Below are 22428 nucleotides of genomic sequence, written 5' to 3'. Positions count from 1 at the left end.
CGCCGTGCAGCGCCTGGCTCGCACCGACGACCTGGCCGCCGCCTTCGCGGCCGCGCGCGTGCGCCTGGGACTGGTCGCGGCGCTGTTCGTCCTCGCCGGGCTCGGCTGGTGGTGGACGGCCGGGCAGATGCGGGGCATGGACCAGGGCCCCTGGACCGCGCTCGGGACGCTGGGCGGGTTCCTCCTGGTCTGGGTCGTGATGATGGCCGCGATGATGTTCCCGTCGGTCGCCCCGACGGTGGCGCTCTACGCCCGGATGACCCGGAAGCGGTCCCCGGTGCTGCCGCTGGTGTTCACCGGCGGCTACCTGGCCACGTGGGCCGGGGCCGGACTGCTGGCCTTCGCGATCGGCGCTGCCGCAGCGCAACTGCCGGGCGACCCGCTCGGGTGGGCACAGGGCGGCCGGTGGGTCACCGCGGGCACCCTGCTGGTCGCGGCGGGGTACGAGCTGACCCCGCTCAAGGACGTCTGCCTGCGCCGGTGCCGCAGCCCCCTGGGTCTGCTGCTGGGTGGCTGGCGGGACGGCTGGTCGGGCGCGCTGCGGATGGGGGCGCGCAACGGCGCGTGGTGCGTCGGCTGCTGCTGGGCGCTGATGGCCTCGCTGTTCGCGCTGGGGGTGATGAGCGTGGTGTGGATGGCGCTGGTCGCCGGACTGATCGCGGTGGAGAAGACCGTCCCGGCGCGACGGGCGGCGACCTACGGCACGGCGGCGCTGCTGTTCGTGCTCGGCCTCTGGCTGCTGATCGCGCCCGACGCGATCCCCGGTCTCACCGTCCCCGGCGCCGGGCCGGAGATGCCGGGGATGGGCTCCTGACGCCGGTCACCGCTCGGCTCCGGTGACCAGGGCGAGCAGGCCGGCCTCGTCGAGCAGGTCGACGGGGCGCAGGGTGACGCCGGCGGCGACGTGGTGGAACCCGGCACTGACGCGCTCCACCGGGACACCGGTCAGCCGCGCCCAGCCCAGCCGGTAGGCCGCGAGCTGCACGCCGGCCGCGGCGAGGTCCGCGGGACCGGGCACCGGGCCGGTCTTCCAGTCGATGACCTCGTAGCCGCCGTCGGGCGTGCCGTAGACCGCGTCGATCCGCCCGCGGAGGGTGAGTGGGCCCAGCGGGGTCTCGAACGGCGCCTCCACGTCCACCGGCTGGCGGTCGGCCCAGGGACTGGCCAGGAACGCGGCCTGCAGCGCGCCGAGCGCGGCGTCGGGGGCGGCCTGGGCGTCGCCGGAACCCGGCAGCTCGTCGAGGTCGATCAGCCGCGAGGCGCCGAAGCGCTCCTCCAGCCAGGCGTGGAAGGCCGTGCCACGTCTGGCCAGCGGCGCCGGGGCGGCGGGCATCGGCCGGCGCAGCCGCCGGGCCAGCTCCCCGGGGTCGCGGCGCAGCGCCACCAGCGCGGAGACCGACAGGTGTGCCGGCAGCGGGACGTCGACGGTCCCGCGGCTGTGCTCCGCCCGCTCCCGCAGCAGCAGGTCGGCGTCGCGGACCCAGGAGGCGATGAGCGGGTCGTCGGTGGCGCCCAGGGCGGCCTCGGTGAGCGGGTGCGGCTGCGAGGCGGCGACCAGCTCGGCTGCCGCGGTCAGTGCGCGGCGCCGGCCGGAGGACAGCGGGTCGGCCGGCCACACCCCGATCGGCCACTCGGCCAGCGCCGGGTTGCCGGCGCCGTCCTCGGGGGCCGGCGCCCAGGCCTGGACCACGCCGGCCCCTCGCTCGCAGGCGTCCCGCACGGCCAGCAACAGCGAGGAGGGGCCGCACACGCTCTTGCCGTCGCGCCACCAGCTGCCCGAGCAGATCAGCAGATGCTTGGCCCGGGTGACCGCCACGTAGCCCAGGCGCACCTCCTCGGCCAGCCCGAAGTCCTTCCACTCCGCGACGTAGTCCTCCAGCGCGCTCCGGACCGCGGCCTGGTCGCCGGACCCGGGCACCGGCAGCCGCAGGGCGGGCAGCTCGGCCCGGTCGGTGGCCCGCAGCTCGGCGGGCACCGCGCCCGGGTCGCGGATCCACGAGTCGGCGGCGTCGGTGCGGGCGGGGAACTGCCCGACGGTCATGCCGGGGACGGCGACGACGTCCCACTCCAGGCCCTTGGCCGAGTGCCCGGTCAGCAGCTGCACCGCCTCCGGGTTGACCGCCACCTCCCCCGGCTCCAGGCCGCGCTCACGCACCTCAGCGTCGGCGAGGTAGCCGAGGAACGCCGGCAGGGAGGGCAGCTCCGCCAGCTCGGAGAACTCGGCGGCCACCTCGTGCAGCGCGTCCAGGTGCGCGCGGGCGCCACCGGGGGTCGCGTCGGGGTGGCTGGCCAGCTCGGTCTCCAGCCCCAGCGCGCGGGCCACCTCGTCGACCAGGTCGGGCAGCGACTCGCCCAGCCGGGAGCGCAGCGAGGCCAGCTCCGCGCCGAGCCGGCGCAGCCGGCGGTGGCCCTCCGCCGAGTAGGCCTCGGGCCGGCCGAGGTCGTCGAGCGCCTCGACGATGCTGCCGCGTTCCCGCGCGGCCGGGGGGACCGGCGCCCCCTCGTCCTGCGCGGTCGGGCCCGCGACCGACCGCCGTTCCCGGACCAGCGCCCGGGCGCGGCCCTCCAGCGCGGCCAGGTCGCGGGGCCCGATCCGCCAGCGGGCGCCGGTGAGCAGCCGGCCGAGCGCGTCCCCGGCGGTCGGGTCCACCAGCACCCGGAGCGTGGCGACGACGTCGGACACCTCCGGCACGTCGAGCAGCCCACCGAGGCCCACCACCTCCACGGGCACCCCGCGGGCCCGGAGCGCGGCGGCGATCCCGGGCAGCTGCGCCCGGCGCCGCGCGAGCACGGCGACCGTCGGCCGCGCCGCCGCGCCGCCGGGCCCCTGCCAGGCCGCGGCCAGCTGGTCGGCCAGCGCCTCGGTCTCCTCCGCGACCGTCCCGTAGAGGCCGCAGCGCACCTCGCCCGGGCCGGCGACCGGAGCGGGCGTGAGGTCGGGCAGCGGCTGGTCCGGGGCGGGCGGGGGCAGCGCGCCGGCCACGGTGTTGGCCACGGCCAGCACCGCACGGTCGTTGCGCCAGCTGGTGGACAGGGTGAGCCGCTGGAACTGCCGGTCCGGGGTGCCGGGGAAGGTCCGGCCGAACCGCTCGATGGTGCCGGCCGACGCCCCGCGCCACCCGTAGATGGACTGCCGGGGGTCGCCGACCGCGAGCACCGGGTGCCCGCCCGGCCCGCCGAACAGCGCCTCCAGCATCCGCAGCTGCCCGACGCTGGTGTCCTGGTACTCGTCGAGCAGGACCACGCGCCAGCGGGCCCGCTCCCGCCGGCCCACCTCGGGGGAGGTGACGGCGACCTTGGCGGCGAAGGCGACCTGGTCGGCGTAGTCGATGGACCCGGCCGCCCGCTTGCGGGCCTCGAACGCCTCGACCATCGGCAGCAGCGCCACCCGGGCACGCTGCCGGGCGAGCATGTCGCTGACGTCCTTGTAGACGCCCTTCTTGCGTCCGGCGTCGGGGTAGCCGGCCACCTGCTGCTCCAGCCGGGTGGTCCAGGCCCGCAGCGCCGCCGGGCTGATGTCGTGCTCCCCCAGCTCGGCGGCCAGCTGGAGGACGTCCTCCGTGGTGGTCACCAGGCCCAGCGCGACGTCGCTCATGTCCCCGGTGTGCCCGGCCACGACGGTCGCCGCCTGTCCCCAGCACATGGCCGGGCCCAGCACGCCCGCGCCGGGCTCCACCCCGATCCGGAGCCCGTGCTCGGCGACGATCGCCGCGGCGTAGCCGTGGTAGGTGGCCACCGTGGGCGCGGCCACGGCCAGGCGCTCGCGCAGCGCCGGGTCGGTGTCGGGGTGCTCGGCCAGCGCTCCCAGACGGAGTCGCACCCGGGCGTTGAGCTCACTGGCGGCCTTGCGGGTGAAGGTCAGCCCGAGCACGGCCTCGGGCGCCACCAGCTGGTTGGCGACCAGCCAGGCGACCCGGGCGGCCATCGTCTCGGTCTTGCCCGAGCCGGCGCCGGCGACGACGACCAGCGGCCGGTCCACCGGGGCGCGCACCACGTCGGCCTGCTCGTCGGAGGGGGCGTACGTCAGCCCGCAGCGGGCCGCGACCTCGGCGGGGCTGAGCAGCCGCGGCAGGGCCGGCGCGGCCGGGAGGACCATCCCCGGCAGGTCGAAGGCGAGCTGAAGGACCTCGTCCTCCCCTCCGCTCGCACGCTCGCGAGGGAAGCCGGGACGAGGCCTAGACCCCGCAGACGAAGCAGCACCACCGCCGGCGGTCATCGGGTCACCTGCCGGCCGGACTCCTGCACCGGGCAGCTGCGCCGGAACGAGCAGCGCTCGCAGTCGACGTCGGTGCGGGCCAGGAAGGTGCCGGCGCCCATGCCGTCCCCGACCTCGGCGAGCAGCTCGCCGGCCCAGGTCTCGTGCGGCGGCACGTCGGCCGGCAGTGGCGGCTGCGCGTGTTCCTTGGCGGCCTTCTGGCTGCCGCCCACCTGGAGCAGGGCGGCCCCGCCGGCCACGCTGCCGTGCTGCCCGAAGGCGCCCTCGGCCACCGCGAGCTGGTAGGCGGCCAGCTGACCGTGCTCCTCCACCGCGCGGGGCGCGGTCTTGCCGGTCTTCAGGTCGACGACGACCAGCCGGCCCTCCGAGTCCCGCTCCAGCCGGTCGACCTGGCCGCGCAGGCGCGCCCGGCCGACCACCACGTCGAAGTCCTCCTCCGCGGCGACCAGCTCCCGGTCGGCGCGCCGGTGCCAGGCGAGGAACTTGGCGAGCATCTCCTGGGCGCGGTCCCGCTGCCGCTGGTCGAACCAGCCCGGCCCCAGGTCGAGGCCGTCGAGCTCGGCGTCCAGCGCCGCAGGGGCGTCGGCCGGCGCCAGCCCCTCGGCCACCTGCTGCGCCACGTCGTGCACCGCCGAGCCCACCGTCCGGGTGGCCTCGGGCGCGGCCTCGGCGCCGACGGCACCCAGCACCCACCGCAGCGGGCAGCGCTGGAACGTGTCGATCGCCGAGGGCCGCACCGGGACGACGTCGTCGGGGTCCACCAGCGGGCCCTCCTCGGACAGCGGCGCCAGCCCCCACCAGCTCGCCGGCGCGGCCCCGGGCACCCGCTCGTCGGCCAGCCGGCGCAGCACGGCCGCGGCGCCGGCCCGACGCGCGGCGGGGGTGTGCGGATCGGTGACGTGCCGCCGGAGCTCCGCGACCAGGGCGGGCAACGTGAGCTGGCGGGGCAGCGCGGTGTGCGGCCGCGCTCCGTCGGCGCCGTCGACCCGTGCGGGGGCGACCAGGTCCAGGAACCGGGACGCCGTGGCACCGGCGTCCCCGCCGTCGAGTGCCCCGTCGACGGCGGTGACCACCAGCCGTCGGCGGGCGCGGGTGCAGGCGACGTAGAACAACCGGCGCTCCTCGGCCAGGGCCAGCGTGCGCCGGTCCAGCGTGGCCGCGTCGGTGCCCGCCGCCGCCTCGACCAGGTCCTCCGCCCCCAGCAGGCTGGCCCGGCTGCGCAGGTCGGGCCACAGCCCCTCCTGCACACCGGCCACGCAGACCAGGTCCCACTCCAGGCCCTTGGCCGCGTGCGCGGTGAGCAGCCGCACGGTGTCCTCGACCGCGGCGCGGGCGGCACCGGTGTCCCCTGGCAGCTGCTGGGCGGCCAGGTGGTCCACGAAGGCGGCGACCTCGGCGTGCGGGAGCCGGTCGACGAAGCCGGCGGCGGCGTCGAAGAGCGCCACCACGGCGTCCAGGTCCCGGTCGGCGACCGCGCCGGTCTGGCCTCCGGCGGCGCTGGCCCGGGCCCAGCGCGGGCCCAGCCCGCTGGCCTGCCACATCGCCCAGAGCACGTCCTCGGCGCTGCCGCCGCCGGCCAGCGACAGCCGGCCGGCGTCGAGCACCCGCACCGCCCGGGCCGCGGGACGCGCGACGTGCTCGGGCACCGCCTCGAGCAGGGCTGCGTCGGCCAGCAGCGCGGCCAGCGGAGCGGCGCGCACGGCTGGGTCCTCGCCGCGGGCCGCGGTGGCCCGGCGGACCGCGCGACGCAGCCGGCGCAGGTCCAGCACGGTGGCGCCGCCCAGCGGGGAGGCGAGCAGCGCCTCGGCGCCCGGCTCGTCCAGGCCGGCCTCGAGCCCGGCGGTGCCGGAGCGGACGTCGTCGGGAGCCCCCGGCGCCCGCCCGCCCCGGTCCCGCGGGGGGAGCAGGGCGTCCACCGCGGCGAGCAGCGGCTGCACCGCCGGCTGCCCGGCCAGGCCGACGTCGTCGGCGGAGACGGCGACCGGCACCCCGGCCTGGGTGAGCGCCCGGCGGACCGGGGCGAGCCCGGCCGACGCCGACCGGACCACGACCGCCATCTGCGACCACGGCACGCCGTCGAGCAGGTGCGCCCGGCGCATGGTGTCGGCGAGGAACGCGGCCTCCACGGCCGCGGAGTCGAAGACGTGCACCTCCGCCGACCCTTGCTCGGTCCCCTCGCCCGGCACCAGCCGGCGGTGCTCCCAGGGGCCGGGCAGGCCCTCGGCGACCCGGCGGCCGACCGCCAGCAGGTCGGCTCCCGACCGGCGGCACACCCCGAGGGACAACCGGTCGGCCGGGCGGCCGTCCCGGTGCCGGAACCGGTCACCGAACTCGAGGATGCCGCGCGGCTCGGCGCCCCGGAAGGCGTAGATGGCCTGGTCCGGGTCGCCCACCACGACCAGGTCCCCACCACCGCCGGCCAGCAGCTCGAGCAGCTCCACCTGGGCGGGGTCGGTGTCCTGGTACTCGTCGACGAACAGCCAGGCGGCGCGTTCCCGCTCGAAGCGGAGCAGCGCCGGGTCGTCGCGGAGCTCGTCGATGGCCGCCCGGACCAGCTCGGCGGGGTCGTAGCCGCTGGCCCCGCCCCGCGCCGCGGTGGCGAAGGCGGTGACGCCGGCGTACTGGTCGGCGAAGCGGGCCGCGGCCTCCCAGTGGGGCAGGCCGCGCTCCGCGCCCCACGCGGCCAGCCGGCGGGCGTCGACGCCCCGCTCGGTGGCCCGCAGCAGCAGTTCGCGCAGCTCGTCGCGGAACCCGTCGGTGCCCAGGGCGGCGGACAGCTCGTCGGGCCAGCGGACGCCGTCCTCGTCCGCGTCGCCGCGCAGCAGCTCGGCGACGACCGCGTCCTGCTCCGCGGCGGTGAGCAGCCGCGGAGCAGGCTCTCCGCGCAGCACGGCCGCCCGGCGCAGCACGCCGAAGGCGTAGGAGTGGAAGGTGCGGGCGACCGGCTCGCGGATGGTGCGCCCGACGCGGGCGGTGATCCGGGTGCGCAGCTCGGCGGCGGCCTTGCGGCTGAAGGTCAGCACCAGCAGTCGCTCGGGGTCGGCGCCGGCCTCGATGCGGGCGGCCACCGCCTCCACGATCGTCGTCGTCTTGCCGGTGCCCGGGCCGGCGAGCACCAGCAGCGGACCGCCCGGGTGGTCGACCACCGCCTGCTGCGTCGGGTCGAGCCGCGGGCGGACCCGCGGGGCCACCTCCGGCTGGACGAGCCGGTAGACCGGCGCCGGAGCACCGGTGAGCTCTGCGACTGCGACTGCTGTCTCCCCCCGCACCCCTCGATGAGACCACGGGCCACCGACGGTCCTGGGGAGTCAGTGCCGGTCCGGCCACCCCACGGCGGACAGGTCGACCCGGCCGTCGCGCACGGGCACCCCCTCGGCGGCCAGCAGCTCCAGCTGGCGGACCCGGACCGGCTCGGCGGCCGTGCCGTCCGCGCGCACCACCCGGTGCCAGGGGACGGCCGCCCCGCCCGCGGACAGCGCCCGGGCGACCCGCCGCGGGCCGACGCCGACCAGTCGCCCGATGGCGCCGTAGGTGCTCACCCGGCCGGGCGGGATCGCCTCGACGGCATCGAACACCGCCTCGTCGACGTCCGGTCCGTCCGGCCGGTCGGCCACGTCAGCCCTGGTAGTAGCTGTGCTCGGTCCACCAGGCGTACAGCGCCGCGACGTCGGCCTGGGTGGTCCCGGGCGCGGACACGATCCCCTCGGTGAGGAACCGGTCGTCGGTCCAGGCCAGGCTCACCGTCCCGTCGTCGAGGATCGCGCAGCCGTACAGCCCGCCGGTCTCCCCCGTCGTCTGCCACGCGCCGTAGCCGACGGAGGTGGAGCAGTCCTGCTCGTCGGTGAACTCGGTGAGCCCGCTGCTGTCCACGTCGTTGCTGAACACGGCGTCCAGGGTCCGCACGTCGGGATAGAGGTAGAAGCGGGCGCCGGTGGGCCCGGGCTGGGTGCCGGCGGCGCCGCAGCCGGCGGCCAGCAGGTCGCCGTCCCCGGCCCGTGGGGCCTCCCCGCAGTCGGTGAAGTCCGCCGGCAGCGTGGCCAGGAACGCCTGCAGGTCGGCCGGGGACGGCGCCGACGGACCGGCGGGGGTCGGCGGCGCCGACTCGGCGGCCGACGAATCGCTGCCGCCGCGCAGCCCCAGGAACAGCAGGACGGCGACCGCCAGGACCGTCACGAGCCCGGCGATCCCGGCGATCAGCAGGGCCTTGTTGGTGCCGCCACTGCGGCGAGGACCCGGCGGGCCCCCGGGCCAGCCCGGCCCGGTCGGTCCACCTGGACCGACCGGGCCACGGGGCGCGTCCCAGCCGGGGGCGCCGCCGTACGGGCCTGGTCCGGCCGGGCCGGGCCCGTACGGCGTCGGCGGCGACTGGGGTGACCCGCCCCAGCCGGCGTCCGGGTGGGCCTGCGGCGGGGGCTGCTGGTCCCATCCGCCGTCCTCACCGTGCCGGGGTGGGGGCTGCTGGCCCCATCCGGTCACCGGCCCCGGCTGCGGTCCTCCTGCCCCCTCGGGACGGACGGACTCGGGCGGTCGGGTCATCAGGTGCCTCCGGATCGACGGGCGTGGGGCTCGGATGGTAGGTGCCCGATACCCGATCGGTGCTCTCCGTGACCTCGCCCGTTCGCTCCGATCACACCGGACGGCCGAACCGGGCGACCAGCCGGGTCAGCGGGTCGGCCCCCGGCGGGACGGGCACCGGCGGGTCGACCAGGCCCGGGACGCCGTCCTCCCCGAGGTGTTCCTCGGCGAAGTCGAGGGCGTCGACCACCAGGCCCCGGTCGAGCCGGGTGTCCCCGCCGACGGCGCGCGCCAGGTCCCAGGCGTGCACCGTCAGGTCGGCGGTCATCGCCCGGAGGTGGTGGGCGGCGGGCACCGGACCCCCCGGCAGGTCCACGGTGCCGTCGAGTGCGCCGTCCCCGGCCCAGGCGGTCAGCGCGTCGTCGGCCGCGTCCTCCCAGGCGCTGAGCGGGTCGTCGCCGAGCAGGTCGCGGGGCTGCGAGGACATGCCGACCGCGCTCCCACCGTCCAGCAGCTGCGGTACGGCCAGCTGGTCGGCGGTCAGGTGGGCGACCAGGTCAGCGACCGTCCAGCCGGGCAGCACGGGCGCGTCCCACTGGCCGGGCTCGACGGCGTCGACGCGGTCGGTGAACTGGGCCTGGGCCCGCTGATAGCGCTCCAGCAGCTCAGCACGAGGCAGGTCGGACATGGGCCCAGTCAAACCCAGGGCGCGAACGCAGCAGGGCCCGGCACCCTGAGGTGACGGACCCTGCTGGAGCGGCCTCGTCCCAGGGACCCGCGGCGCGCGCAGCGTGTCGTGGGGAGGGACGAGGTCTTAATAGGTGGGGAGCGCCTTGTCGATGCGCGTCGCCCAGGCGGTCACGCCGCCCTGCACGTGGACGGCGTCCCGGAAGCCGGCTGCCTTCACCGCGGCCAGGGCCTCGGCGGAGCGGACACCGGTCTTGCAGTGCAGCACGATCGGCCGGTCCTGCGGCAGCTGGGACAGCGCCCGGCCGGACAGGATCTCGTCCTTCGGGATCAGCTTGGCGCCGGGGATGGACACGATCTCGTACTCGTTGGGCTCCCGGACGTCGATGAGCTCGAAGTCCTTGCCGGCGTCCATCATGTCCTTGAGCTCGTCGACGGTGATCGTCGAGCCCGCGGCCGCCTCCTGGGCCTCCTCGGAGACGACGCCGCAGAAGGCCTCGTAGTCGATGAGGCCGGTGATCGGCTCGCCCTCGGGGTCCTTGCGGACCTTGATCTCGCGGAAGGTCATCTCCAGGGCGTCGTAGACCATCAGCCGGCCGAGCAGCGTCTCGCCGATGCCGGTGATCAGCTTGACCGCCTCGGTGGCCTGGACGGCGCCGATGGTCGCGCACAGCACGCCCAGCACACCGCCCTCGGCGCAGGAGGGGACCATCCCGGGCGGCGGCGGCACCGGGTAGAGGTCGCGGTAGTTGGGGCCGTGCTCGTTCCAGAAGACCGACACCTGGCCGTCGAAGCGGTAGATCGAGCCCCAGACGTAGGGCTTGCCGAGCAGCACGCAGGCGTCGTTCACCAGGTACCGGGTGGCGAAGTTGTCGGTGCCGTCGACGATGAGGTCGTACTGGCTGAAGATCTCCTCGACGTTCGAGCTGTCCAGCCGGGTCTCGTGCAGCCGGACGTCGACGAGCGGGTTGATCTCCTTGATGGAGTCGCGGGCGCTCTCGGCCTTGGAGCGGCCGACGTCGGACTGGCCGTGGATGATCTGGCGCTGCAGATTGGACTCGTCGACGGTGTCGAACTCGACGATCCCGAGGGTCCCGACACCTGCGGCGGCGAGGTACATGAGCACCGGCGAGCCCAGGCCGCCGGCACCCACGGCCAGCACCTTGGCGTTCTTCAGCCGCTTCTGCCCGTCCATCCCGACGTCGGGGATGATCAGGTGGCGGCTGTAACGGCGGACCTCGTCGATCGAGAGGTCGTCGGCGGGCTCCACCAGGGGTGGCAACGACACGGGGGCTCCTTCGGGGCGACTGCGGTTGCTCGGCGCGCCGGCCACCTCGGCCGACGTCCTCTGCTCCGCAAACACCCGGGCACGCGCCCGGAATTCCCGGCCCCGCGTCCCGGCCGTCGGGTCAGGGGTACGGCCAGGCGTTCTTGGTGCAGCCGTCCAGGCCGAGGGTCTGCTGGGCCATGACGGGAGCCCGCTGACCGGGTCCGGGGCAGTCCTGGTGGCCGTTGCCCAGCGCGTGGCCCACCTCGTGGTTGACCACGTACTGCCGGTAGGTGGGGATGTCGCCGCCGTAGTCGGGGACGGCGGTCTCCCAGCGGGCCAGGTTGATGACCGCCCGCTCGCCGTAGCGGCAGGACGTGTAGCCGCCGGTGCCCACGCCGGGGCAGTAGCGCTCCATGCTGCCGGGGCTGACCAGGCTGACCCGGAAGTCGTACCGGCCGGCCGCGGCGTCCGCGGCGCCGACCCGCTGGAAGGACAACCGGCCGCCACCGCCCCAGGAGCGCGGGTCGCCGAGGGTGGCCTCGACCGCGGCGGCGAAGCCCGCCCCGTCCACGGCGATCCCGTCCTCGACCTCGACGACGAAGCGTTGCAGCGGACCGCTGCCGTAGACCCCGGAGGTGCCGTCGACGACGGACACCGACCCCGCGCCCTGCTCCACGTAGGTCGGGGAGCTCGGCGGGGCGGGCGCGTCGCTGGGCACCCCCTCCCCGACGGCCGGCGCGGTGGGCTCCGGCGTCCCGGCCGCGCTGGGCTCCACCGCGGCCGCGGAGGGGGTCGCGGAGGCCACCGGGTCGGCCGGCGGGGTCCCGCCGGCGACGCTGCGGGCGGCCACGTCGACCAGGGCGACCAGCGTGGCGAGGGTCAGCACCGGGATGGCGTAGGCACGCCAGCCCCAGCGGCGGACGAAGCGCCGGACCCGCCCTCCGGACTGCCGGCTCGAGGCGGCGTGCCGGGGCCCGGCGGGATCACGCCGGGCCACCAGCGGCTGCGCCGTCCCCCTCGTCCGGGGGTCGGTCCCCACGCGCGGGCCGACCGCGGGCCGCGGTGCGGTGGCCGGGTGCTCCGGCGGAGCACCCGGGGCACCGGTCCGCAGGCCCCGCTGCGCGCCACGCAGGTCCGGTCCGGTCACGACGTCGAGGTTCTCACGACCGGCCGCCGACCCGGGACACCTCGCCGGGGGTCGCTGCGTGTCCGGCCCGGTCAGCCGCGCGTCGGCCCGGCACCGGCGGCCCCGGCCACGGCACCCGCGGTCGCAGCCGCGCCGCGCCCGGGCGTCTGGCCGGCGGCGTCCTCGGCGAGCCCCAGCACCGCCCGGGCGGTGGCCTCCGGCGACTCCAGCATGGCCAGGTGCCCCACCCCGGGGAGGACCTGCAGCCGGGCGTCGGGGAGCGCGGCGGCCAGCCGGGGGGCCAGGACCGGGTCGACCAGCCGGTCGTGGTCGCCCCACACCACCAGCGACGGCATCCGCACCGACCGCGCCATCCGCCACGCGTTGGCCCGGCCGAACCGCAGGTAGGAGGTCATCAGCCCGCGCAGGCTGCGGGTCAGGGCCTGACCGGCCCAGGGCTGGGCGTCGTGCTCGCGCAGCTCCTCCACCGCCTCGGTCAGCCGCTCCGCCGGGACCCGGGAGGGGTCGCCGATGCACATCCGGACCAGGTTGCGGACGCGCTGCTCCGGGCTCACCCCGGCCAGCCGCTTCTCCGCCAGCGCCGGGACCCCGGGCAGCAGGACCAGGGCGATCGCCCGGTCGAAGGCGGCCGGCACCCGGTACACCGGCATGGCCGCGGAGACGAGGGTCAGGGTCGCGACCAGGTCCGGCCGCCGGGTGGCGACCCACAGGCTGACCAGCCCGCCGAGGGAGTTGCCCAGCAGGTGCACCGGCTGCCCCTGGCCGGGGCCGGGCCGGGCCACCACCCACTCCAGGACGTCGACCACCGCCTGGACGTGGCGGCGCATCGAGTAGCTGCCGCCGGGCGGCGGCGCGGACCGGCCGAAGCCGGGCAGGTCCAGCGCGTACCCGTCGAAGCGCACGGCCAGCAGCGCGGCCAGGTCGGTCCAGTTGGTGGAGGCCCCACCCAGCCCGTGCACGTACAGCGCGCGCTCGTGCGGGGCGTCGTCGGCGGGGTCCGCCGGCCCGCCGACCGGGCCGACCCAGGGGGTGTGCCGGACGAAGACCCGGCCACCGGCGACCGGCACCTGCTCCCCCGGCCACGGGGGCACCAGGGTCCGTGACCGTGGCAGGGACACGTCGGAGAGGCGGGCGTCGGGCACCCGTCGACGGTAGACCGGCGCCCGAGCCGGGGCCCGGGCACGGACGCGCCGGTAACATCGCCCCGCCATGCAGCCCAGCCGACCCGTCCCCGCGCCGACGCCCGCGCCCCGCACGTCCCGGCTGCCGCGCGGCGCCCGGCGGCAGCAGCTGCTGCGCGCCGCCCGCGACGTCTTCGTCGCCCAGGGCTTCCACGCGGCGGCGATGGACGACATCGCCGACCACGCCGGGGTGAGCAAGCCGGTGCTCTACCAGCACTTCCCGGGCAAGCGGGAGCTGTACCTGGCGCTGCTGGAGCAGCAGGTCGACGAGCTGAGCGACCGGGTGCGCCAGGCGATGGACGGCACCGCGGACAACCGGACCCGGGTGGACGGCGCGGTCGGTGCCTACTTCGACTTCGTCGGCGCCGAGGGCGAGGCGTTCCGGCTGGTGTTCGAGTCCGACCTGCGCAACGACCCCGAGGTGCGGGACGCCGTGGACCGCGGCGCCCGGCAGTGCATCGAGGCGATCGCCGAGGTCATCGCCGTGGAGACCGGGGCGGACCCGGAGCGGTCCCTGCTGCTGTCCGCGGGCATGACCGGGCTGGCCGAGACCAGTGCCCGCTGGTGGCTGGCCACCGACGGCACGGTGTCCCGGGACGAGGCCGTGTCGCAGATGTCCGCGCTGGCCTGGCGGGGCATGTCCGGCTTCCCGCGGCGGGACGACGACGGGGCGGCGGCCGGCTGAGCCGGCCGGCGTTCGCTGTCGGCGCAGCTGCCACGGCGGGCCGGCCGGCCCGGCTGGACTAGCGTGGGGAACACCCAGTCCGACTCGAGGAGGCATCCCGCGTGGAAGTGAAGATCGGTGTCCAACACTCGCCCCGTGAGCTGGTCATCGACAGCCCCAGCACGCCGGACGAGATCGCAGCCGAGGTCTCGAAGGCCATGACCGGGTCCAAGGACGGCCTCCTGACGCTGGTCGACGAGCGCGGTCGCCGCGTCGTCGTCCCGACCGACCGGATCGCCTACGTCGAGATCGCCGAGGCCGACCAGCGGCGCGTGGGCTTCATCGCCGGCTGAGGAAGGACCCCCTCCTACCCACCCCTCGCAAGCTCGGGGCGGTGCCCTGGAGAGGGCCGCAACGCTCGCCGCGGGTCCCTGCACCGGGGCCAGTTCCAGTACGTCCCCGACGGGGCGTCGCCGCAGCTGCGGCGGCGCCCCGTCGTCGTCCTCCGGTCCGGGCCGGCGACGGGCCCCGACGGTTCGAGAGCCGGAGGTGTCAGCCGATAGCAGGGGCACGGCCACCCCGCCGCCGACACCTCCCGCTCCTGGAGCACCCATGACCGTCAAGACGCGCCTCGTCGCCAGCACCGCCGCGCTGCTCGCCGTCGCACTCGTCGCCCTCGTCGCCGTGGTGACGACGCTGACGAGCTCCCGGGCGCGGGAGGACGGCGCGCGGTACGCCGCCACCCTCGCCGAGGAGCACGCCGCGGAGGTCGGCGCCGGGATCGCCCGGCAGCTGGGGACGGCCCGGGACCTTGCGCAGACGCTGGGCACGATGGCCGTCGACCGGGGCGGGGACCGGAGCCTCGCCGACCGGATCGAGCGGCAGCTGCTGGTCGCCGACCCGAGCCTGATCGGGACCTGGTCGGTGTTCGAGCCCGACGCCTTCGACGGACGGGACGCCGGCAACGTCGGCAGCCCCACCAGCGACGCCACGGGCCGATACATGTCCTACTGGTTCAGGGACGGCGCCGACATCGCGGTCACCGCCATCGTCGGCTACGAGGAGCCCGGCACCGGCGACTTTTACCTGCTGCCCCGGGACAACGGGACCGCGATGGCCATCGAGCCCTACACGTACGAGGTGGCCGGTCAGGAGATCCTGATGACCTCGCTGGCCGCCCCCGTCCGGGTCGGCGACCAGGTCGTCGGGGTGGCCGGCGTCGACATCCCACTGGACGGCGTCGCGGAGCAGATCGCCGCCATCCGCCCCTACGACGTCGGCCGGGCGGTCCTGGTGTCCACCGGCGGCAACGTCGTGGCCAGCAACCGGGACGGCGACCAGCCTGGCGAGGCACCGGGCGGCGCGGCGGCGGAGGCCACCGCGGAGGCACTGGCGTCCGGGGAGGTCGTGCAGCGGACCGTGGACACGGCGGCCGGCGCGACGATGCTGGTGGCGACCCCGATCGAGGTCGGGGACGGGCAGAGCTGGGCCCTCCTCGTCGAGGTGCCGGAGAGCGCCGTCCTCGCCGGGGCGCACGCGCTGCGGACGACCGTCCTGGTCGGGGCGGCGATCACCATGCTCCTGGCCGTCCTGGGCACGTTCCTCGTGGCCCGCCGCGTGGTCGCCCCGCTGGACGCGCTGCGCGAGCGGATGGAGGAGATCGCCGACGGCGACGGCGACCTCACCGCCCGGGTGGACGAGAGCCGGGCGGACGAGATCGGCCGGCTGGGGGCGGCGTTCAACCGCTTCGTGGTCAAGGTGGCCGACACGGTGGCCGGGATCGGCCGGCTCTCCGGGACGCTGACCGAGGTGTCCCAGGGGATGTCGGGGGTGTCCGGCCGGCTCGCGGACGGCGTCGAGCGGACGGCCGCGCAGACCCTGCAGGTCTCCGCCGTCGCCGAGCAGGTTTCCCGCAACGTGCAGACCGTGGCCGCGGGCGCCGAGGAGATGGGCGCGAGCATCCGCGAGATCGCCACCAACGCCAACGAGGCGGCCCGGATGGCCGGCGAGGCGGTCTCCGCCGCCCAGGCGACCAACGCGACGGTCACCAAGCTCGGCGAGTCCTCCCGCGGGATCGGCGACGTGGTCAAGGTGATCACCTCCATCGCCGAGCAGACCAACCTGCTGGCGCTCAATGCCACGATCGAGGCCGCGCGGGCCGGTGAGGCCGGCAAGGGCTTCGCGGTGGTGGCCAACGAGGTGAAGGAGCTGGCGCAGGAGACGGCGCGGGCGACGGAGGACATCGCCCGGCGGGTGGAGGCCATCCAGGGCGACACCACCGGCGCGGTGGCCGCCATCGCCCGCATCGACGAGGTGATCTCGCAGATCAGCGACTACCAGACCACCATCGCCAGCGCGGTGGAGGAGCAGACCGCCACCACCAACGAGATGTCCCGCGGCGTCAGCGAGGCCGCCCAGGGGACCGGCTCGATCGCCTCGTCGATCACCACCATCTCCACGGTCACCGACGAGACCGGCGTGGACGCCGTGCAGGCGCGCACGGCGGCGGAGGGACTGGCCGACATCACCGGCGAGCTGTCCCGGCTGGTGTCGCAGTTCAAGGTCTGACCGCCCCGGCCGGGAGGGGCGGCCCCGGTGCCCGCGCCGAGCGCCGAGGCCCCTTCAGGGCACCGCCCCGAGCCTGCGAGGGGCGGGGGGAAGGGGGTCCTTCATGGGTTGAGGCCGAGGGCGCGCATCCGGTCCCCGTGCGCGGTGGTGATCCGCTGCAGCAGCTGACCGACCCCGGCCAGGTCGCCCGTGCCGGCGATGATCAGGTCCGCCAGCCGGTCGTGCTCGGCGATGACCGCCTGGGACTGGGTCAGCGCCTCGCCCACCAGCCGGCGGGCCCACAGGGCCAGCCGGCCGGCCAGGGTGCGGTCCGCGGCGATGGCGGCGCGCACCTCCCGGACGGCGAAGTCGGCGTACCCCGTGTCGGCGAGCACCTCCTCCACCAGCGCGCGGTCCGGCTGCGGCAGGAACGCCGCGACCTCCCGGTAGAAGTCGGTGGCCAGCCCGTCCCCCACGTAGGCCTTGACCAGCCCCTCCAGCCAGGTGCTGGCCCGGGTGCCGTCGTGGAAGGCGTCCAGCGGGACGACGAACGGCGCCATCGCCTCGGCCGGCTCCACGCCCAGCTCCCGCAGCCGCGCCGTCACCCGGGTGTGGTGGGCGACCTCGGCGGCGGCCATCCGGGCCAGCGCGGCGTGCCCGTCGAGGGTGGGGGCCAGCCGGGCGTCCTCGGCCAGCCGGTCGAAGGCGGTGAGCTCGGCGTAGGCGAGCACCCCCAGCAGGTCGGGGACGGCCCGCTCGTCCACCGTGGCCACGTGCTCCCCCTCGTCCCCCGCCCGGGGTGCTCCGGGCGCGCGCAGCGAGGCTAGCGGGCCCGGCAGGTTAGGATGGCATCAGCGGGCCGCCAGGCTCGTTCCTGCAATGCAACTCCGTGTGCGCTGATGACCGCTGGATCTCATCCTCGAGACCGGCCCCTGTGGGCCGTCTCCCGGGCAGTCCGTTCCTGACGCCCGGTCCGCTGGCCGCGTCGGCGCTGGACGACCATCCCGGAACCGACCCCGGGACCGGCAGGTGTCACCGGGCCCCTCGGGCGCCGACGACGCCCCGGTCCCCCACCAGACCGAGGCGAGAGAACTGACCTCCAGCGACCCCACCCCCACCACTCCCGAGCTCGAGCACTCCGAGACCGGCGCGCCGGCCCCCGAGCAGCTCGAGTCCGTCATCGAGGAACTCGGCGGCGCCCCCGTCGCCAGCGACAGCCCGCTGTTCAGCGACTTCGACGTGCACCCCGACGTCGTGGCCGCCCTGGCCGAGGTGGGCATCACGCGCACCTTCGCCATCCAGGAGCTCACCCTCCCGCTGGCCCTGACCGGCAACGACCTCATCGGCCAGGCGCGCACCGGCACCGGCAAGACGCTGGGCTTCGGCGTCCCGATGCTGCAGCGGGTGGTCCCACCAGCCGAGGGCGGGGACGGCGTCCCGCAGGCGCTGGTCGTCGTGCCGACCCGCGAGCTGTGCGTCCAGGTGTCCCGCGACCTCTCCGCCGCCGGCTCACGCCGCGGCATCCGCGTGCAGGCCATCTACGGCGGGCGGGCCTACGAGCCGCAGGTCCAGGCGCTGCAGGGCGGCGTCGAGATCGTCGTCGGCACCCCCGGCCGGCTGCTCGACCTGGCCCAGCAGGGTCACCTGATCCTCGGCAAGGTCCGCGTGCTGGTCCTCGACGAGGCCGACGAGATGCTCGACCTGGGCTTCCTGCCCGACATCGAGCGGGTGCTGCAGATGGTCCCGGAGAAGCGGCAGACGATGCTCTTCTCCGCCACGATGCCCGGCCCGATCGTGAACCTGGCCCGCCAGTTCATGACCCAGCCGACGCACATCCGGGCGCACGGCAACGACGAGGGCAGCACCGTCCCGCAGACGACGCAGTTCATCTACCGGGCCCACAACCTGGACAAGCCCGAGCTGCTGGCGCGGGTGCTGCAGGCCCGCGACCGCGGCCTGGTCATGGTCTTCTGTCGCACCAAGCGCACCGCGCAGAAGGTCGCCGACGACCTGGTGGAGCGCGGGTTCGCCGCCGCGGCCGTGCACGGCGACCTCGGCCAGGGCGCCCGCGAGCAGGCGCTGCGCGCGTTCCGCAGCGGCAAGGTCGACGTGCTGGTCGCCACCGACGTCGCCGCCCGCGGCATCGACGTCACCGGCGTCAGCCACGTCGTGAACTACCAGTGCCCGGAGGACGAGAAGACCTACGTGCACCGGATCGGCCGGACCGGTCGCGCGGGCAGCGCCGGCGTCGCCGTCACCCTGGTCGACTGGGACGACATCCCGCGCTGGCAGCTGATCAACAAGGCACTCGGCCTGGAGTTCACCGACCCGCCGGAGACCTACTCCACCTCCCCCGCCCTGCGCGCCGACCTGGACATCCCGGAGACAGCCACCGGCCGGCTGCCCCGGGCGCAGCGCACCCGGGAGGGCCTGGACGCCGAGCAGCTCGAGGACCTGGGCGAGACCGGCAAGCGCCAGCGCGGCGCCGGCCGTTCCGGCGGTGCGCAGTCCGGCCCCGGCCGGGACAGCGGCGGCCGGGACTCCGGCAGCCGGGACGGCGGGACGGACACCGAGCCGGCCGCCGGACCGCCCAAGAGCCGTCCCCGCCGGCGCACCCGCGGCGCCGGCCCGGCCGCGGAGGGTGCGAAGGCGGCCTACGACGCCCCGGTGGGCGCGACCGCACCCGAAGCGGCGACCACCGGTGCGGCCGACGGCGAGGGCGGCGCCGGCCGTCCCCGGCGTCGTCGGCGTCGTGGCGGCTCCGGCCGCGGCGGCTCCGAGTCCGCCGCCTGAGGGGGGACCCCCTTGCCCCTCACCGCTGACAAGCTCGCAGCGGGACCCTGCAAGGGGGCCGGCCTCCACCCCTTGCTCCGCTCGGGGCGGGCCCGTGGATGCGGGCCGCTCCAGCACGTCGGGTGAGCACGCACCGGCGTCCGTCGTCCCGTCCGCCGCTGCGCGTGGTGGTCTGGACGGCGGCCACCCTCGTCCTGGTCGCCGTCGCGGCCCTGCTCTGGCGCGGCTCGGACGCCGCGGCGACCAGCAGCACCACCGCGGCGGCGGCCGCCTTGCCGGCCGGGCAGCCCGCCGCCCGGCTGGCCGCGGCCTGGTCCGCCGACTCCTCCCCGGCCCCCCGGCGGGTGGTGGAGAGCGGACGGGTGCTCACCGCCAGCCCCACCGGGGTCACCATGCGCGACCCGGTCACCGGCCGGGAGGCCTGGCACTACACCCGGGACAACGCCCGGCTCTGCGACGCCACCGCGGTCGACGGCGTGGTCGTGGCGGTGTTCCGCACCGCCGGCCGCTGCGACGAGGCGGTGGCCCTGCGGGCCTCCACGGGGGTCCGGGTCTGGTACCGCAACGTCGACTTCCGCGGGGACACTCAGCTGTCCAGCACCGCCGGGATCGTGCTGGCCAGCTCGCCGACCGGGGTCGCCACACTCGACCCGGCCGGCAACACGCTCCGCTGGCGGCACCACGTGCCCGACGGCTGCGAGCTCGTCGGCGCCGACGTGGGCAGCACCGGGGTGGCCCTGCTGCAGCGGTGCGCCGACCGGCCCACCCTCCAGGTGGAGCTGCTGAACGGCTTCGAGGGCAGCAGGCTGTGGACCCGGGAGCTGGACACCGGGGCCGGCACGGCCCGGCTGGTGGGTGCCGACCGGTTGGTGGACGTCGTCGTCGGGAACCGGCTGCTGGTCCTGTCCCCCCTCGACGGCACCCAGCTGCAGGAGCTGCCGCTGCCGTCGCTGCCGGCCGGTGCGAGCCCGACCCGGGAGCCGTTGCAGCAGGCCGGGATGGACGACGTCGCGCTGGTGTGGGTCCGGAGCACCGTCCTCGCCCTCGACCAGCTCACCGGTGCGCCGCGCTGGCAGGCCGCTGCGACCGGCCTGCCCTCGGTCAGCGGCGCGACCGGCCCGGACGCCGAGGTCCTGGTCCCCGAGCCGGGCGCTCTGGTGCGGCGGTCCCTCGTCGACGGGGTCGAACGGGGCCGGTCGGGGGTGGCCGCCGAGCTCTCCCCCGGCGGCCGCACGTCGGTCGTCGGCCCGGCGGTCGTGTACGCCACAGCGGACGGCGTCGTCGGGCTGCGCTGAGGAAGGACCCTCCTGCCCCCCACCGCTCGCACGCTCGCGGCGGGCCCCTGCAGGAGGGCCAATCGGGGCGAGCCTCCGGACGGGCCACCAGGAGCTCGGCACGGGCCTTCGAAGGGGTGGCCGTCGGGCTGGGTCGGCGGCGCGGGGGCGCAGCTCGGGGCACACTCGGTGCCATGGTCCTGCCCGGAGGCTCCGAACACACGGCGCCCGACGACCTCCGCCAGCTGTCCGCCCACTCCGCCGTCCCGGTCACCTTCGACGGCGACGCCGGCCCGCTGGCCGCGCTGGACACCGGCCCGGCCGCCCGGGGCACCGTGCTCCTGGTCGCCGGGTACACGGGCAGCAAGGAGGACTTCGCGCCGCTGCTGGACCCGCTCGCCGAGGCCGGGTTCCGCGCCGTCGCGGTCGACCAGCGCGGCCAGTACGAGTCGCCGGGCCCCGACGACCCGGCGCGGTACACCGTCGCCGAGCTCGCCGGGGACCTGCTGCAGGTCACCCGTCAGCTGCGCGCGGAGTCCGGCGCGCCCGTGCACCTGCTCGGCCACAGCTTCGGCGGGCTGGTCGCCCGGGCCGCGGTGCTGGCCGACCCGGGCGCCGTGGACTCGCTCACCCTGCTCGGCAGCGGTCCCGACCGGCTCACCGGGGCGCGGGCCGAGCTGCTGGACCACCTGGGTCCGCTGCTGGCCACCGGCGGCGTGCAGCTGGTCAGCGACACCCTCGACCAGCTGGCGATGACCGACCCCCGGCACCTGGAGGTGCCCCGCGCCACCCGGGAGTTCCTCACCGCCCGCTTCCTGCGCAACAGCGCCGCCGGCCTGCTGGGCATGGCCGACGCCATGCTCGGCGAGCCCGACCGGGTGGCCGAGCTGGCGGCCACCGGGGTGCCGGTGCTGGTCGTGCACGGCATCGCCGACGACGCGTGGAGCCCGGCCGCGCAGGAGGACATGGCGCACCGGCTTGGCGCCCGGCACGCGGTCGTCGACGCCGCGGTGCACTCCCCGGCGATCGAGAACCCGGCGGGCACCCTGCGAGCCCTGCTGGACTTCTGGTCGACCCTGCCCGACGACCGCCGCACCGGTCCCGAGGACGCGCGGGACGACGCCGCCGGGGCCCTGCGGTGACCCGGCCGCCGTCGGTCTCCGAGTTCACGGCCGAGGAGGACCGGCTGGGCTTCTTCGGCCCGGACAGCGTCACCTGGCGAGTGCACGCCGACCCGAGCTTCTCCGTCGGTGGCATCCGCGCGCTGCTGCTGCAGGCGCTGCACCCGGTCGCGATGGACGGCGTCCACCAGTTCTCCGAGGGGTTCCGGACCGACCCGTGGCCGCGGCTGACCCGCACCGCGGAGTACGTCGCCACGCTGACCTTCGGCACCCGGCGCGACGCGCTGCGGCAGGTGCGCCGGGTCCGCGGCATGCACGGCCGGTTCGCCGGGGTCGACCCGACCACCGGTCGCAGCTACCGGGTCGACGACCCCGACCTGCTGCTGTGGGTGCACAACTGCGAGGTCGACTCCCTGCTGTCGGTCGCCCGCCGGGCCGGGGTGCCGCTGACCGACGCCGAGGCCGACCGCTACGTGGCCGAGCAAGTGACCGCGGCGACCCTGATCGGTGTGCCGGCCGCCGACGTCCCGGCCTCGACCGCCGCCCTGGACGACTACTTCGAGCAGGTGCGGCCCGAGCTGCGGCTGACCGCGCCGGCGCGGGCCGGCGCCGGGTTCATCCTGCTGCCGCCCATGCCCGGCTGGGTGCAGCTGCTCACCCCGGCCCGGCCGGGCTGGGCGAGCCTCGCGTCGCTGGGAGCCGCCACGCTGCCGAGGTGGGCGCGGAGGATGTACGGGCTGCCCGGCCTCGGACTGACCGAGCCGGCCGCGACGGCCGCGGTGAAGGCGTTCCGGCAGGCCGCGCTGGCCGTGCCGGCCCGGGTCCGGGAGTCGCCGATCCTCCGCGCCGCCCGGGCCCGTGTGGAGGCCGAGCCGCTGACCGCCTGAGAAGTCGAAGGACCCCCTGCCCCCCACCGCTCGCACGCTCGGGGTGAGCCTCGGGACGGGGCCGACGGCGGGACCCTGCAGGGGGCCATCGGGACGGGGCCGACGGCGGGACCCTGCAGGGGGCCA

General features: G+C 76.6%; 17 protein-coding genes. 8 read left to right on the top strand and 9 right to left on the bottom strand.

Annotated features, from left to right (window positions below):
• Nucleotides 1-4: 4 nt before the first annotated feature.
• Entirely contained in the window at nucleotides 5-814 is an 810-nt protein-coding gene (locus ACWIX6_RS04995) for a DUF2182 domain-containing protein (protein ID WP_448615741.1), read from the top strand.
• A gap of 6 nt (nucleotides 815-820) precedes the next feature.
• Here ACWIX6_RS04995 and ACWIX6_RS04990 read toward each other — a convergent pair whose 3' ends face one another.
• The 8 genes from ACWIX6_RS04990 to ACWIX6_RS04955 form a co-directional block, all read right to left on the bottom strand.
• Entirely contained in the window at nucleotides 821-4096 is a 3276-nt protein-coding gene (locus ACWIX6_RS04990; protein ID WP_448615740.1) for an ATP-dependent helicase, read from the bottom strand.
• Nucleotides 4097-4212: 116 nt separating this feature from the next.
• The gene (locus ACWIX6_RS04985; RefSeq protein WP_448615739.1) at nucleotides 4213-7485 is read right to left on the bottom strand and encodes an ATP-dependent helicase; all 3273 of its coding nucleotides are present in this window, start codon (nucleotides 7483-7485) and stop codon (nucleotides 4213-4215) included.
• A 39-nt stretch (nucleotides 7486-7524) separates the two neighbouring features.
• Nucleotides 7525-7830, bottom strand: a complete 306-nt coding sequence (locus ACWIX6_RS04980) for an MGMT family protein (RefSeq protein WP_448615738.1) — start codon at nucleotides 7828-7830, stop codon at nucleotides 7525-7527.
• A 1-nt stretch (nucleotide 7831) separates the two neighbouring features.
• Nucleotides 7832-8692, bottom strand: a complete 861-nt coding sequence (locus ACWIX6_RS04975; RefSeq protein WP_448615737.1) for a hypothetical protein — start codon at nucleotides 8690-8692, stop codon at nucleotides 7832-7834.
• Nucleotides 8693-8843: 151 nt separating this feature from the next.
• The gene (locus ACWIX6_RS04970) at nucleotides 8844-9419 is read right to left on the bottom strand and encodes a TIGR03086 family metal-binding protein (RefSeq protein ID WP_448615736.1); all 576 of its coding nucleotides are present in this window, start codon (nucleotides 9417-9419) and stop codon (nucleotides 8844-8846) included.
• A 126-nt stretch (nucleotides 9420-9545) separates the two neighbouring features.
• Nucleotides 9546-10706 (bottom strand): adenylyltransferase/sulfurtransferase MoeZ, encoded by a 1161-nt coding sequence (gene moeZ / locus ACWIX6_RS04965; RefSeq protein WP_448615735.1) that lies wholly within the window; start codon nucleotides 10704-10706, stop codon nucleotides 9546-9548.
• Between the two features lie 121 nt (nucleotides 10707-10827).
• Nucleotides 10828-11835 carry a DUF3152 domain-containing protein gene (locus ACWIX6_RS04960; protein WP_448615734.1) on the bottom strand — a complete coding sequence of 336 codons (1008 nt, stop codon included), beginning with the start codon at nucleotides 11833-11835 and terminating at the stop codon, nucleotides 10828-10830.
• Between the two features lie 71 nt (nucleotides 11836-11906).
• Nucleotides 11907-12977: an alpha/beta fold hydrolase gene (locus ACWIX6_RS04955; RefSeq protein ID WP_448615733.1), complete on the bottom strand. Its 1071-nt coding sequence runs from the start codon at nucleotides 12975-12977 to the stop codon at nucleotides 11907-11909.
• A 67-nt stretch (nucleotides 12978-13044) separates the two neighbouring features.
• Between ACWIX6_RS04955 and ACWIX6_RS04950 the strand changes: the two genes are divergently transcribed.
• The 3 genes from ACWIX6_RS04950 to ACWIX6_RS04940 all read left to right on the top strand — a co-directional run bounded on the left by ACWIX6_RS04950 (nucleotide 13045) and on the right by ACWIX6_RS04940 (nucleotide 16248).
• Complete coding sequence (locus ACWIX6_RS04950) at nucleotides 13045-13701, top strand: TetR/AcrR family transcriptional regulator (protein WP_448615732.1); 657 nt, start codon at nucleotides 13045-13047, stop codon at nucleotides 13699-13701.
• A gap of 101 nt (nucleotides 13702-13802) precedes the next feature.
• Nucleotides 13803-14033: a DUF3107 domain-containing protein gene (locus ACWIX6_RS04945; protein ID WP_448615731.1), complete on the top strand. Its 231-nt coding sequence runs from the start codon at nucleotides 13803-13805 to the stop codon at nucleotides 14031-14033.
• 259 nt (nucleotides 14034-14292) lie between these two features.
• Complete coding sequence (locus tag ACWIX6_RS04940) at nucleotides 14293-16248, top strand: methyl-accepting chemotaxis protein (RefSeq protein ID WP_448615730.1); 1956 nt, start codon at nucleotides 14293-14295, stop codon at nucleotides 16246-16248.
• A 101-nt stretch (nucleotides 16249-16349) separates the two neighbouring features.
• Here ACWIX6_RS04940 and ACWIX6_RS04935 read toward each other — a convergent pair whose 3' ends face one another.
• A complete protein-coding gene (locus ACWIX6_RS04935) occupies nucleotides 16350-17000 on the bottom strand; it encodes a ferritin-like fold-containing protein (RefSeq protein ID WP_448615729.1) in 651 nt (216 codons plus the stop codon).
• 256 nt (nucleotides 17001-17256) lie between these two features.
• Between ACWIX6_RS04935 and ACWIX6_RS04930 the strand changes: the two genes are divergently transcribed.
• The 4 genes from ACWIX6_RS04930 to ACWIX6_RS04915 all read left to right on the top strand — a co-directional run bounded on the left by ACWIX6_RS04930 (nucleotide 17257) and on the right by ACWIX6_RS04915 (nucleotide 22302).
• Nucleotides 17257-19020: a DEAD/DEAH box helicase gene (locus ACWIX6_RS04930; protein ID WP_448615728.1), complete on the top strand. Its 1764-nt coding sequence runs from the start codon at nucleotides 17257-17259 to the stop codon at nucleotides 19018-19020.
• Between the two features lie 122 nt (nucleotides 19021-19142).
• Nucleotides 19143-20315: an outer membrane protein assembly factor BamB family protein gene (locus ACWIX6_RS04925; protein WP_448615727.1), complete on the top strand. Its 1173-nt coding sequence runs from the start codon at nucleotides 19143-19145 to the stop codon at nucleotides 20313-20315.
• 173 nt (nucleotides 20316-20488) lie between these two features.
• Nucleotides 20489-21436: an alpha/beta fold hydrolase gene (locus ACWIX6_RS04920; protein WP_448615726.1), complete on the top strand. Its 948-nt coding sequence runs from the start codon at nucleotides 20489-20491 to the stop codon at nucleotides 21434-21436.
• Nucleotides 21433-22302, top strand: coding sequence for an oxygenase MpaB family protein (locus tag ACWIX6_RS04915; protein ID WP_448615725.1), 870 nt, complete (start codon nucleotides 21433-21435; stop codon nucleotides 22300-22302). The genes ACWIX6_RS04920 and ACWIX6_RS04915 overlap by 4 nt, the downstream gene beginning before the upstream one ends.
• The last annotated feature ends 126 nt before the right edge of the window (nucleotides 22303-22428 follow it).

It is taken from the genome of Modestobacter sp. URMC 112 (assembly GCF_053502575.1).
Note: the sequence above shows the minus strand (reverse complement) of the source record. Positions and strands in the feature narration are given on the sequence as shown.